Here is an 11,881-nt window from a genome sequence, read left to right on the forward strand (position 1 = left end):
GTTACCCTAATTCAAAGGCCTTGCATCTTGCTTGATTATAAAATCCCTTGCCCGTTGGGGCAAGGGATTCAGGTCACATGGACGAAAAAGTAACCTTATTTGGTTAATTGCTCCATTTGTTCGATCAGTTCCTTGAATACACTCATCGCTTCGCGAATTGGCTCTGGCGTCGACATATCCACTCCTGCTTTTTTCAGAATATTGATGGAGTAGTCACTGCCACCGCTCTTGAGGAATCCAAGATAACGGTCCACAGCAGGTTGTCCTTCTTCCAGAATTTGCTTGGAGAAACTGGTCGCTGCCGAGAAGCCAGTCGCATATTTGTACACGTAGAAGCTGTTATAGAAGTGGGGGATACGTGCCCATTCCATCTCGATGTCTTTGTCTACAACCATGCTGTCCCCATGGTATTTGACATTAAGGTCATAATAAATTTCGGAAAGCAGCTGTGGTGTCAGGGCCTCGCCTTGTTCAGCACGCTCATGAATGATTTTTTCGAATTCTGCAAACATGGTTTGACGGAATACGGTTGTACGGAACTGATCTGCATAATATGTGAGCAGGTACAGTTTTTCCTTAGGATCAGTTGATTTGTTGAGCAGATAATCCATCAGCAAAGCTTCATTGGTTGTGGATGCGACTTCTGCCAGGAAAATGGTGTACTGTGCATCACGATACGGAAGCGTAGTGTCCGAATAGTGGGAATGCAGAGCGTGACCCATTTCATGAGCCAGCGTAAACATGCTATTCAGGTTGTCTTTGTGATTCAGCAGGACGTAAGGGTGCGTGCCATAGGCACCCCAGCTGTATGCGCCTGAACGTTTATTTTCATTTTCGTATACATCAATCCAGCGGTCATCATAACCTGCTTGCAGTGCATCTGCATAATCCTTGCCAAGCGGTTTCAAACCATCTTTAACGGTTTGTTTCGCTTCTTCGTAGGTGATATCCATTTTGTACTCATCCACCAGCGGGGCAAAAAGGTCATACATATGCAATTGGTCTACACCGAGCAATTTTTTGCGCAAGTCCATATAACGGTGCAGCAGCGGTAGGCTCTCATGAATGGTATCGACAAGATTGGTATAGACATCCTTTGGAATGTTATCACCGTAGAGAGACATTTCCATGACAGAAGGGTATTTCCGAACATTGGCATAGAACATGTTTTTGGTTACATTGGCGTTCAGGGATGCAGCAATGGTGTTCTTCTGTTTGGCATACGTCTCGTATACCGCCTTGAAGGCACGTTCACGGACTTCACGATTCGGATTTTCAAGAAATTGAATATAGCTGCCATGGGTGAGCTCAACCTCTTTACCCGTTTCATCCTTGATTTTGGGGAATTTGAGATCAGCATTGTTCAACATGCTAAAGATGGTCTGTGGCGCCTGGGACAGATTGCCCACCTGTGCAAGCAGCGCTTCTTCCGCCTGGCTCAGTACATGCGCCTTTTCCCGCTTCATCTCTTCCAGTGTGAATTTATAGGCAGAGAGTTTCTCGTTAGAAATAAGAGCGTCCAACTGGTCATCGGGAAGGGAAAGGATCTCAGGTGTGACATAGGAAAGGGCTTCACCGACCCGCACACTTAATTTTTGTGCTTTTTGGGACAGATTTTGATATGTAGGATTCGCTGTGTCTTCATCTTGATGCATCCTTGCGTACACAAAGAGGCGTTCGGTTTTGAGGCTGATCTCATCTTCGAGTTCGAAGCAGCTCTTAAGGGCCTCAGGTTTGTTTAATTTACCTTGAAATTCGGAGGCTTTCTTGGTCAAAGACGATACTTCTTCATATTCCTGATCCCAAGCTTTCTGATCAGCAAACAAATCTTCCAATTTCCAGGTTTGTTCAGTTGGTACCTCGGAACGTTTCAATAATTGACTCATGGGAATCCTCCTTTGATGAAGTGATGAGTATATAGACGAAGCTGCCTTCGTCCCACTCGCTTGTGCGGAAAGGGACGAAGGAATCAGACTAAGTACCAGCAAAATGAACAGCGATTTTCGGTATTTCAAAGGTCCTCCTCCTCACTATACGAATAATCCCGTATAGTATGACCGGAGAAGCATTGAAATATTTGACGAAGCTAGGCTCCCATGTTGTAAAGGAAGTAAACAATCAGGAAGAAAGCAAAACAAATCAGAAGGGTGGCGGTCAGAGCCATGCCCCGTCTCAGACGATCAGGGATGGAGTTGCGCCCCAAAATTAATGCAATTCCCAAGCAGAAAGCGAGAATGATGAAGATGACGACATTACTTGAATCAAGCTGCATCGATCAGACCCCTTTGAAGGCAGCCATCAGTTGACGCCATTCATCCTCACGGTTCTCAAAGTCAGCTTTCGGGAAGCGACGTTCAGCCCAGTGCATCAATGCAGGTCGGCTGAGGAAGGTATGGCATTCCTCGCCCCATTCTTCGGAAATTTCACGAAGCACAAGATATTTGCCTTGTACTTCAACGGTCATCATATTCCACTTGTCTGTTTTGTATATTTCATGTTTTTTTATCATAGGTAGTCTCCAAACTAACGGTTTTGGTAAAATGATACCGTACCCTACGATTCAAAGCAAATTTTTTCGGCTTTTAATGAAAAGATAAATTGCAAATTGGAAATTCATACAGTATAATGAGGGTATTCGCCATAGATGGCGATATTTTTAGGAGGTTGTTCATTTGAAAGGTACAGTTAAATGGTTTAACGCAGAAAAAGGCTATGGCTTTATTTCAGTTGAAGGCGGCGAGGACGTATTCGTACATTTCTCCGCAATCCAAGGCGACGGCTTTAAAACATTGGAAGAAGGTCAAGCGGTAGAATTCGAAATCACTGATGGAAACCGTGGTCCTCAAGCAGCTAACGTAAACAAATTGTAAGAATATTTCCGGTCAAACGGATTTCTTATAAATGATTGGCTTTCAGCTGAATATAAGAACCCAAGCACAGTCCCCACATGGGAGGCTGTGCTTTTTTTGATTGCATCAGTTCCAGGTTAATTTGTTTTTTCAATCGACTAATTTCGATTCATCATGCCAGGCCAGAGCTTCATTGAAAATCCGACAAGGGCAGCAAGACAGAAGGACATCGCAGTGAGATAAAACGTTTGTCTGCCTGCGTATTCGAGCAGCAATCCTCCCAGTGTTCCGCCCAGCAGACCAGAAACGCTGGACCATACAATGGTGAATAAGGCCATTCCGGTAGCGCGGTAGTCATCCGGAACTAAGCGGGTGATATAGCGAACTGCAGTGACGTAGAAAATGCCGAATGTCACGCTGTGCATCGTTTGAATGGCAACAACGGCAGCAGGCGTATCCGAGATGGACATCAACAATAATCGAATCGTATACATGAGGGCGGCGATAGCGAGTAAGGGAAGTTCCTTGTAGCGATTGCCGTATTTGCTGAGCAGCAAAAATACCGGGATTTCACTTACGGATGAAATTAGAAGTGACCAGCCGATCAGTCCTTCACTGGCCCCCAACTCCTTAAGCGTTAGGGTAAGAAAGGCCTCGTTCATCCGATGCCCCAATGCAAGCAAAAAGACGCAGCCAAAAAAGGTGAGCACATCCCTGCGCTTCAAAATCGCCCATAACCCCGAAAGGTCCATTTTACTACTACTGTTCGAAGGTTGCTCTTTTAACTGAAGGCTGATCAGCAGTGTCGTTGCAGCTAAGCCAATGCAGACCCACATGGTCCATCCCGGACCAAAAGAGCCAAGAAAATAACCGATGCTTAATGCAAAGAAAGCATATCCGATGGAGCCGAAAACCCGAATGGAAGTAAAGTTGCGGCCATACTTGTTCGCTGTAGTGATCGCCATCGTATCGGATAGTGGATACACCGGATAGTAGAAAAAGTAAAACAGGGTCACCAGCACAAAAACCTGACCAAACGTTGTCGCATTGGCGAGCATCACCCCAGTTATCAGTTGCCCGGCAAGCAGGATAATCATGACTTTGCGTACGGTTTTGTATCGGTCGCTGGCCATGCTCCAGAACATATTAGAAAATACGGAAACGAGAGGACCAATTCCGTACAGGTAACCGATCTCGGCCCGGCTGAATCCCAGATGACTAAAATAAAGCTGGAAATACGATACTACCAGTACGGTGGAACCGAAGATGGTGAACATGAGTGCCCGCAGCCAGGTTTGATCCGGCCGGGCGGTGTGACTTGATTTCATGATGAAAGACTCCATTCCTTGATAACGTTTAATTTTTATCCTTTAAGGGAAGATGATTTCCCGGATGAGGGTACAGACATCGTAGGCTCCTTCTGTGTGCGCCGGATGACAAGCCAGACAATGACAAGCTCGGCGAGCAGGCCGAGAGACTGAGCCACCGCACCGATCATACCATTCCACGCCGGGAAAATGCTGACCAAAATAAGCAAAACGATAACAGTACAGATCGCATTGGCGGTCTGGGAACGAAACATCGTTTTGGTCTGTCCGCGCAGCAGAATCAGGCCGTTGCTGAAGTCAAGAAAAGGTGAAATCAGCGGAAACAATACAAAAGCACGCAGTGTCCACAAGCTTTGCTGTAGCAGATTACCCTGAACGCTCATTACATTTTCAAGAACCCACGGACCAAGTGGGGTGTAGGCAATGGATACGGTCATCGCAAAGGGTACAAACCCCGTTATTAGTGCAAACTTCTTCACGAGTTTGGCATCAATCAGATAGAAATTCAGTACGATCTGGTGGATGTATGTAAAAAAGCTTAGCATCAGCTGCATCAGGCTGCTTGCCACGGCGAATGACGAAATGGCCAGAGCAATCCCGGTTGTCTTGCCAAGGACGATATTAATGACGGGTCCGATGAACAAAGCGACAAAACTGGATAATAGCAGGGGCTTATAAAAGCGGAAAACGTCTCCCTTATGTTCAACAGGATGATCCTCGAGTTTGGCTGGCATCTTGCGCTTGATACTGTTTCCTTCGAGAAAGCTGACCAATGCCTCAATCATCATGCCGGCAGCAAAGATGATAGCGCCTACACGTCCACTGTCAATACTGTCAGTATATATGAAATACAGGGACAGGCCGTACATGCCGGCAAGTCGGAATAACATGCCGATGGTCAGCCATTTGGTCCGATTATTCGTTATAATGATGCCTTGGTAAATGTTGCGAATAACCGAAAAAATACTGACGTACATCAGAATCTCGTAAACGTCGATTACTTTGGATAACAGATCAGGGCTTACACCAAACAAATATTTGAAAACACCTGTACCAACTGGAGAGTAAACGATGAGAAAACCGATCAGCAGCACACAGGCTAGAAATATTTTGGTCACAAATGTGAGGGCTTGAAAGGAAAGACGGTCCCGGACCAGCGCCGAACAGGTCTGACGCAGCAGGGTGGAGGGGCGTTCCGTGAGTGTCAGCAGGCTACCAGCGATGGCATAACTGGCGATTACCGTCTCCGGATGAGCGGAACGTGCGAGCGTGCTGTTAATGATAACGTGAGAAATGGTGACGAGAGAGGCGGAAATGCCAAGCGGCACAAAAAAAGAAAATAACCGTCTCCACGAAAGTGATTCACTTGACGACATGTCAACGACTCCTTTGATGGACGAAATAAGATGCCCGCCAGCAACTGAATGCCGACGGGTCCGCGAGCGATCCGATTCTTTTGGAAGAATAAAAACATTATATTCTTGAAGGGATATGATGTAAATAGATGGGGGTGCGTGGTTTGCGAGTGAAGTGGCTGTTCAGCCTGATTTTCTGCAAGCGTTTTCCGAACGGAGACGAAGAAATGCATGTCAGCTTCTGAAGCGATAGTGGATCATCAGATAGACTCCATTCAACAAGAAAAATAGCAACATGTTTGGAAGAATGGAATAGTTTCCCCAGTTCACAGGCAGGATGATCCAATCTCCCAATCCAATTACAAGGGCCGAGATCGCTGCTATGACCAGAGTATGAACAGCCAGACTGCCCATGTGAATTTCTTTTAGCACGTTTCTCAACCCAATCAGATTGCCAGCCATGATGGTTAATTCCATCAGCAATACACCGGCAACGGCACCCATAAGATGAAATCCATCAAGAGGGATCAGATAATAATGGGAGAGGGTAGCCACCGTGATGCCGATTGTTGTTCCGATCAAACTGACTTTTTTGTTCTCCTGTGCCCACAATATACTGGTAGATACCTCACGGATACCAACAAGCAGAGGAATGAGGCTCAAACAGCGAATCAGCTCAGCGGTTTGTGTAGAATTAAAAAAGAGTTGTGACAGGCCCCGATTGTATATCCACAAAAAGGAGCTAGAGATGATCCCTGAAATCCACACCAATTCCATAGCTTTACGGCTGTTCTTCACAAAATAAACAAAACGCTGCTCTTGCCAGGCGAGAACAAGTTTCATGGTCAAGGTATGTGAGATGGCCGCGGTTACAGTAGTGGGCATGTACACAACGAGCAAGGCCATCCCCGTAAGCAGACCGTACATTGCTGTGGCTTGTGTGGAGGTATATCCTGCGGTTTGCAATCTTAACGGGATAATGATCGCATCAAGCATATCGGAAAAAGGAATCAGCAGTCGGGTGACAGATATGACCAATGAGCTCTTGATGAGCCAAAGGCCGTCCGAAGCCCCTGTAGGAGTCAAAGGTTGTATTCCATTTTTTTGCCCGACATGACGCAAAAAAAGGAGCAGTACCACAAATGCAGCAATTCCGCCGAGTGCCGTCCCAATCAAACTTCTTCCCACAGCAAACATTACACCCTTAGGCAGCCACAACCAGGTAACGCCCAGCATAATCCCGATACGAACAGCCTGTTCCATCAGCTCCGAGACAGCAATGACACCATAGTGCTCAAGACCCTGCAAATATCCCCGAAGTAAGTTTAACAGGGGTACGACAAATATGGCCAGGGACAGGGAGCGTATAAACGGCTCCAGAACAGGATTCCCCAGCCACCTGGAAATGCTTGAAGAGTATGCGAGTGTAAGCAAACAGAGCGTTCCGCCAATGAACACCAGCAAGACGGACAAACGCTTGAACCAGATCCAGCCAAGTGCTGGCTGCCTGGCCGTGTACATGGCCAGGGAGGTGGGAAGCCCTCCCGTAATCAGCATGAGCATGAAACCGAAATAAGAATAGGCAATCTGGAACAAACCTATTCCTTCCGGCCCCGCCATGCGGGTAAGTATAATACGTCCAATCAGACCCATCGCTTTGACCAGGGAGACAGCACCAATACGGATGCCTGTCTGCTTCAGACCAGGAGGGATGTTCATCCAGTTCATCCACTTCACTCCATCCAACACGAACATCTTGTCCATGATCTATATGATCCAAAGGAGTCAAGTATGTGCGTTTCGGGTGATCAGTCCTGAATATGGATGAGGATATAGGTCGTCTTATTGTCCCAACCCAGATCAAAAGGTGCCTGAAATCGGTCAGCTGTATGGGAATTGACGAGAGGATAACCGCGCTGATCAAATCCGGTAACAATAGAAAAATGATCCACATCATTATTCATAACATGGGCGATAAGGTCCCCAGCCTCTAACTCTCCTATGGCTCCATACGGGTGTGTGGCTGTTTTTGCGACCAGCTTCGAAAAGGAATCCTTCGCGATTGTTTTGCCATACCCGGAGTACAGCAGGAAGTTTTTGAGTGCATCCGTCTGTACCCACGTCCTGGTGCCGCCTTTGGGAAAATGGTATCTCCATGGCCCTCTCATGGGAAGTCTTCCGCCTTCCGTCGGGTCACCGAGAGCTTGTGAAGCAAAATTGGTACAGTCGCCGCCCAGATTATTATAGTTTTTATATTTGGCATTGTACCGGACCTTGTCGTTGGTTCCCCCGGCCATCCCGGCATATTTGTTTGCATAGGCTACCGCTTGCTTTCTTTTATATCTCTTGCCGTCCTTCAGTTCAGGACGATGGGGCGGCGAGAGGGGAAGTCCCTCCGAAATGCGATGAGGATTCTCTTCAAGCGGATCAAGATACCATTCCTTCCAAACGATCCACTGGCCATTAACTTTTTTCAGGGTGGCGGCGTGCCATGTTCCGAGTCCGAACGAATGGGGTTCGGAGAGTTGATCTTTATAGGCGTATGTGATTTGCTGCGAATGACCTAATGAAACGGTAGCCGTTTGGTCCCTGATAAGGATTCGGGAAATATGGATTTTGGAATTACTATCGATAATTTTCATATTACGGTGTTCAGCCCATGCATGGAGATATGTTTTACGATTGACTTCCATTGTGTAGGCGTGACGGCTCAAAGTGGACTTCAGATCATAATAGCGATCCATATCATGTTGCTGTTCTGCTAAGTACTTCGATCTCTGCAAAAAAATATCTTCCAGATTTGTTTTGATCTCTTGTTCCGTTATTGTGGAAGAAGCCTCTACAGGTCTCGAATGAGGTATCTCCAGAAACAAACAGCAAACCAGGAGCATCGTTATCCATTTATACATTGTTTTCTCCTCTTTACATGTTATTCAACCAATCGGGTGAACACGATCAGGCGTTTTTCGTGTTCCTTTTTTTTACGATCGTACTTTCCTGTACATGTAATCAGGTTTAATTGCTTTTCCGGGGTATCGCCGAATATTTTATCCAAAGGTGCTTGTTCTGTGTAATAGGATTGAACCTGTATTACCTCGTATTTGAGATAATGGTTATCCTGGTCAAACAGCAAAACAAAAGAACCTGGCTTCAGATGCTTAAGCGGGTAGAAAATGGCTGGCCCTGTGTAGTTATCCACATGACCGGCAACAATGGCATTTCCTTTTTCTCCTGGCAAAATTCCATCCACATATAATCCTGCGACTTCACTGGACTTGGGTACTTGCAGATGTCCATCCTCTGATAGATGAATGGGCGTAATTGAAGTGCTCAAATGTACCGAAGGAATACACAAACGAACAGGTTTCTTCATAATTCTTACATTTTGAAGCCCAGTTTTGGACTCCATCGGAGTACCGAGAACAGCTTGTGGAGCTGTTGTTTCAAAAGCGAAATGATTCGCAGTGCTCCCCATAGGAGACAGAATCAGGGAAACAATCATAAGGTAAATTACAATAGCGGATAATGGGAGGTTGTTTTTCATCCAATTCTCATCCTTAATGATTTAATAGAAAGACAAGAGAAAAGAAAAAGCTCTTCTTTTCTCTTGTTGCTTTTTTTTACTCGCTTACTCCGCCATATCCTGTTTTGGGAAGAGCTTTTGGTTTAACGCTTTTTGCATGGATTTTGTGCTCTTTTTTGGCGGATTCTTGATGCAGCTTGTGTTCTTTGCCTTTATGCGATTTGGTGTGCATTTTGTGCTCTGCTTTGTGTTCTGCTTTGTGTGTGGATTTCTCCATTTTGTGCATCGGTTCAGTTGCAGCGGATGCAGAAGCACCGGAAACAGCCAGCATCAGGCAAGCAGATAGTGAAACAATGGTTGCTTTATTCATACTTGAATTCCTCCCTGTGGGTAATTTGCATTGCAGAATATAATATCTCCAAGCCTTACATGATTATTGATTGTATTTTTTGCCAGCGATTGTGATGGTTGCCAATGATGTAGTGCATTTTGATAAGTTGAGTTACAAGTGACGCCAATGGTTGGGATTATTTTGCAGAAAGTGGTCAGCAGATGTGATTTTATGTGCGGATTATGAGGTAGATCATTTGTACAATTAAGGGGATCATATTATAATGAGATTGGTTAAAAATCGCTCTAATACGTATTCAACCAAGTGGAGGCACATTTATTTTGAGCCAATCAAATCGAAATCGTCATCAATATCCGCGTGGACCGCTGGCATTGATGAGAGGGGTGTATAAGTACACCATTCCGGAAACGCGAAAGGAACTGAATGGATGGCGTGCCCAGGCCGAGAAAATTCCGAATGAGGAATTGCGTAATCAGGCACTTGCCAGTCTCCGGGACAAGCAATTCCACTGTGAAGGTGGAACCGTATACGCTTTACCTGATTTGCCGAACAGGCACATTCTGATTCCGCTGATCGTTTCATATCAGACTATTAGTGATTATTTGGACAATCTTTGTGATCGCAGTACATCGATGGACCCGAATGATTTTCGGCTTCTCCATCAATCCATGCTTGATGCGGTAGATCCCGAGGCAACTCCTGTCAATTATTATGCGCTCCGTGAGGAGCAGGATGACGGTGGATACCTGCGGAATCTGGTGACTACATGTCAGGAACTGACTCGTCAGCTGCCTGGCTATGCATCCGCCAAGCCTCAAATTCAGGATCTGGCAGGCCTATACACGGACCTGCAGGTATATAAGCACATCAAGCCGGAACTGAGGGAAACGGCATTGCTCGAATGGTGGTCGGAGCATCGCCACCGTACACCTCAGTTCCGCTGGAACGAATTTGCTGCCGCTACGGGCTCTACGCTGGGCGTATTCATGCTGTTTCTGGCTGCAAGTGACGGTCATCTGACGGAAGAAGAGGCGGCTTCAATCCATACTGCCTATTTTCCTCATGTATGTGCATTGCACATTATGCTCGATTACTTAATTGATCAGGATGAGGATCGGATCGGGGGAGATCTCAACTTCTGCAATTATTATGAGAATGTAGAGACAATGCTGGACCGAATTGCTTTTATTGTGGAAATGGCCCGCAGTGATGTGCAGAAGATTCCGGGAAGTTCGTTCCACCGAATGATTATTGAGGGATTGCTTGCCATTTACCTGTCTGATCCCAAAGTCAGCGAACAGCAGGAAGTTCGCGTCGTTTCCAAGCGTCTGATGAAAAATAGTCCGATGACACGAGTATTTTTCTTTATCTTCAGCCGCTGGATCCGAAAGCATATGTAAGTCAGGCATATTGTGGTGGGGGCCTGAAGTGAAACTAGAGGAGGAAGAAACATCATGACAGCAGTAAAGAAAATCGCAGTTTTAACGAGCGGTGGTGATTCGCAGGGGATGAACGCGGCTGTTCGTGCGGTTGTTCGCAGCGGACTGTTTCACGGTCTCGAAGTATACGGTGTTCAACGTGGCTACCAGGGTCTTTTGAATAACGATATTTTCCCAATGGATCTCCGGAGTGTAGGGGATATCATCCAGCGTGGGGGAACGGTTCTGCAGTCTGCGCGCTGCAAAGAGTTCTATACCGCTGAAGGTCAGCAAAAAGGCGCAGACATTCTGCGTGCACGCGGCATTGATGGTCTCGTTGTTATTGGTGGAGACGGTTCATACAATGGCGCCAACAAACTGAGCAAGCTGGGCATTAACACGATGGGCCTTCCAGGAACAATTGATAATGACGTTTCTTTCACCGATTACACCATCGGATTCGATACGGCAGTAAGCGTAGTGGTAGATGCGGTTAACAAATTGCGCGATACGATGTCTTCACACGAACGTTCTTCCATTGTTGAAGTTATGGGTCGTCACTGCGGCGATATTGCATTGCATGCAGGGCTTGCATCGGGTGCAGAGACCATTCTTGTACCGGAAGTTCCGTTTGACATGGACGAAGTGGCTGACCGTATGAAAGCCAACTTTGCACATGGTAAACGTCACAGTATCGTCATCGTTGCTGAGGGTGTGGGCAAAGGTGAAGATGTAGCAAAAGAACTGATGGAGCGTTGTCCTACGTATGAGCCGCGAGTAACTGTACTCGGTCACATTCAGCGTGGTGGAACGCCAACTCCGTTTGACCGTAACCTCGCCAGCCGTCTGGGAGACTTCGCCGTTCGCAGTCTGATTGCGGGTGAGACGGACAAAGGTTGCGGTATTATCAAAGGTGAACTGACCTTGACCGATATCGATAAAGTGGTTAACACGAAAAAAGACTTCGATATGGAGACTTACCAGCTTGCACAGCGTTTGTCCCAATAATCAAGTCATCACCAAAAATTCATATCAAAAGAGCACAGTCCCGTTTTA

General features: G+C 46.3%; 12 protein-coding genes. 3 read left to right on the forward strand and 9 right to left on the reverse strand.

The window, feature by feature from the left end; all coding sequences use genetic code 11:
- Window positions 1-95: 95 nt before the first annotated feature.
- The 3 genes from pepF to ACFTRD_RS06220 form a co-directional block, all read right to left on the reverse strand.
- Entirely contained in the window at window positions 96-1,886 is a 1,791-nt protein-coding gene (pepF, locus tag ACFTRD_RS06210) for an oligoendopeptidase F (RefSeq protein WP_192265935.1), read from the reverse strand.
- Between the two features lie 200 nt (window positions 1,887-2,086).
- Complete coding sequence (locus tag ACFTRD_RS06215) at window positions 2,087-2,272, reverse strand: hypothetical protein (protein ID WP_062322137.1); 186 nt, start codon at window positions 2,270-2,272, stop codon at window positions 2,087-2,089.
- A 3-nt stretch (window positions 2,273-2,275) separates the two neighbouring features.
- Window positions 2,276-2,509: a hypothetical protein gene (locus ACFTRD_RS06220; protein WP_017689395.1), complete on the reverse strand. Its 234-nt coding sequence runs from the start codon at window positions 2,507-2,509 to the stop codon at window positions 2,276-2,278.
- Between the two features lie 163 nt (window positions 2,510-2,672).
- On the opposite strand from ACFTRD_RS06220, the gene ACFTRD_RS06225 reads away from it, so the two are divergent.
- Entirely contained in the window at window positions 2,673-2,870 is a 198-nt protein-coding gene (locus tag ACFTRD_RS06225; protein WP_017689394.1) for a cold shock domain-containing protein, read from the forward strand.
- A gap of 137 nt (window positions 2,871-3,007) precedes the next feature.
- Here the strand turns inward: ACFTRD_RS06225 and ACFTRD_RS06230 are convergent, their stop codons facing one another.
- From ACFTRD_RS06230 to ACFTRD_RS06255, 6 genes are all read right to left on the reverse strand, one after another.
- On the reverse strand, window positions 3,008-4,177 hold the full coding sequence (locus tag ACFTRD_RS06230; RefSeq protein ID WP_379378174.1) for an MFS transporter: 1,170 nt from the start codon (window positions 4,175-4,177) through the stop codon (window positions 3,008-3,010).
- Between the two features lie 35 nt (window positions 4,178-4,212).
- Window positions 4,213-5,553: a multi antimicrobial extrusion protein MatE gene (locus tag ACFTRD_RS06235; protein ID WP_192265940.1), complete on the reverse strand. Its 1,341-nt coding sequence runs from the start codon at window positions 5,551-5,553 to the stop codon at window positions 4,213-4,215.
- A 213-nt stretch (window positions 5,554-5,766) separates the two neighbouring features.
- Window positions 5,767-7,260, reverse strand: coding sequence for an oligosaccharide flippase family protein (locus ACFTRD_RS06240; protein WP_379378175.1), 1,494 nt, complete (start codon window positions 7,258-7,260; stop codon window positions 5,767-5,769).
- 80 nt (window positions 7,261-7,340) lie between these two features.
- Window positions 7,341-8,441, reverse strand: a complete 1,101-nt coding sequence (locus ACFTRD_RS06245) for an amidase domain-containing protein (RefSeq protein WP_379378176.1) — start codon at window positions 8,439-8,441, stop codon at window positions 7,341-7,343.
- 20 nt (window positions 8,442-8,461) lie between these two features.
- Window positions 8,462-9,076, reverse strand: a complete 615-nt coding sequence (locus ACFTRD_RS06250; RefSeq protein ID WP_379378177.1) for a class F sortase — start codon at window positions 9,074-9,076, stop codon at window positions 8,462-8,464.
- Window positions 9,077-9,152: 76 nt separating this feature from the next.
- On the reverse strand, window positions 9,153-9,425 hold the full coding sequence (locus ACFTRD_RS06255; RefSeq protein ID WP_379378178.1) for a hypothetical protein: 273 nt from the start codon (window positions 9,423-9,425) through the stop codon (window positions 9,153-9,155).
- 302 nt (window positions 9,426-9,727) lie between these two features.
- Between ACFTRD_RS06255 and ACFTRD_RS06260 the strand changes: the two genes are divergently transcribed.
- Window positions 9,728-10,807, forward strand: coding sequence for a tetraprenyl-beta-curcumene synthase family protein (locus ACFTRD_RS06260; protein ID WP_192265950.1), 1,080 nt, complete (start codon window positions 9,728-9,730; stop codon window positions 10,805-10,807).
- A gap of 54 nt (window positions 10,808-10,861) precedes the next feature.
- Window positions 10,862-11,833 (forward strand): 6-phosphofructokinase, encoded by a 972-nt coding sequence (gene pfkA / locus ACFTRD_RS06265; RefSeq protein ID WP_379378179.1) that lies wholly within the window; start codon window positions 10,862-10,864, stop codon window positions 11,831-11,833.
- Window positions 11,834-11,881: the final 48 nt, after the last annotated feature.

The organism is Paenibacillus sp. NPDC056933, from assembly GCF_042674385.1.
In the GTDB taxonomy this organism is placed as follows: Bacteria; Bacillota; Bacilli; order Paenibacillales; family Paenibacillaceae; genus Paenibacillus.

What these genes read in the sequence shown, in the direction of transcription:
- pepF (WP_192265935.1), bottom strand. Translation starts at nt 1,886, where the DNA reads ATGAGTCAATTATTGAAACGTTCCGAGGTACCAACTGAACAAACCTGG.
- ACFTRD_RS06220 (WP_017689395.1), bottom strand. Translation starts at nt 2,509, where the DNA reads ATGATAAAAAAACATGAAATATACAAAACAGACAAGTGGAATATGATG.
- ACFTRD_RS06250 (WP_379378177.1), bottom strand. Translation starts at nt 9,076, where the DNA reads ATGAAAAACAACCTCCCATTATCCGCTATTGTAATTTACCTTATGATT.
- ACFTRD_RS06240 (WP_379378175.1), bottom strand. Translation starts at nt 7,260, where the DNA reads ATGAACTGGATGAACATCCCTCCTGGTCTGAAGCAGACAGGCATCCGT.
- ACFTRD_RS06230 (WP_379378174.1), bottom strand. Translation starts at nt 4,177, where the DNA reads ATGAAATCAAGTCACACCGCCCGGCCGGATCAAACCTGGCTGCGGGCA.
- ACFTRD_RS06215 (WP_062322137.1), bottom strand. Translation starts at nt 2,272, where the DNA reads ATGCAGCTTGATTCAAGTAATGTCGTCATCTTCATCATTCTCGCTTTC.
- ACFTRD_RS06255 (WP_379378178.1), bottom strand. Translation starts at nt 9,425, where the DNA reads ATGAATAAAGCAACCATTGTTTCACTATCTGCTTGCCTGATGCTGGCT.
- pfkA (WP_379378179.1), top strand. Translation starts at nt 10,862, where the DNA reads ATGACAGCAGTAAAGAAAATCGCAGTTTTAACGAGCGGTGGTGATTCG.
- ACFTRD_RS06235 (WP_192265940.1), bottom strand. Translation starts at nt 5,553, where the DNA reads ATGTCGTCAAGTGAATCACTTTCGTGGAGACGGTTATTTTCTTTTTTT.
- ACFTRD_RS06245 (WP_379378176.1), bottom strand. Translation starts at nt 8,441, where the DNA reads ATGTATAAATGGATAACGATGCTCCTGGTTTGCTGTTTGTTTCTGGAG.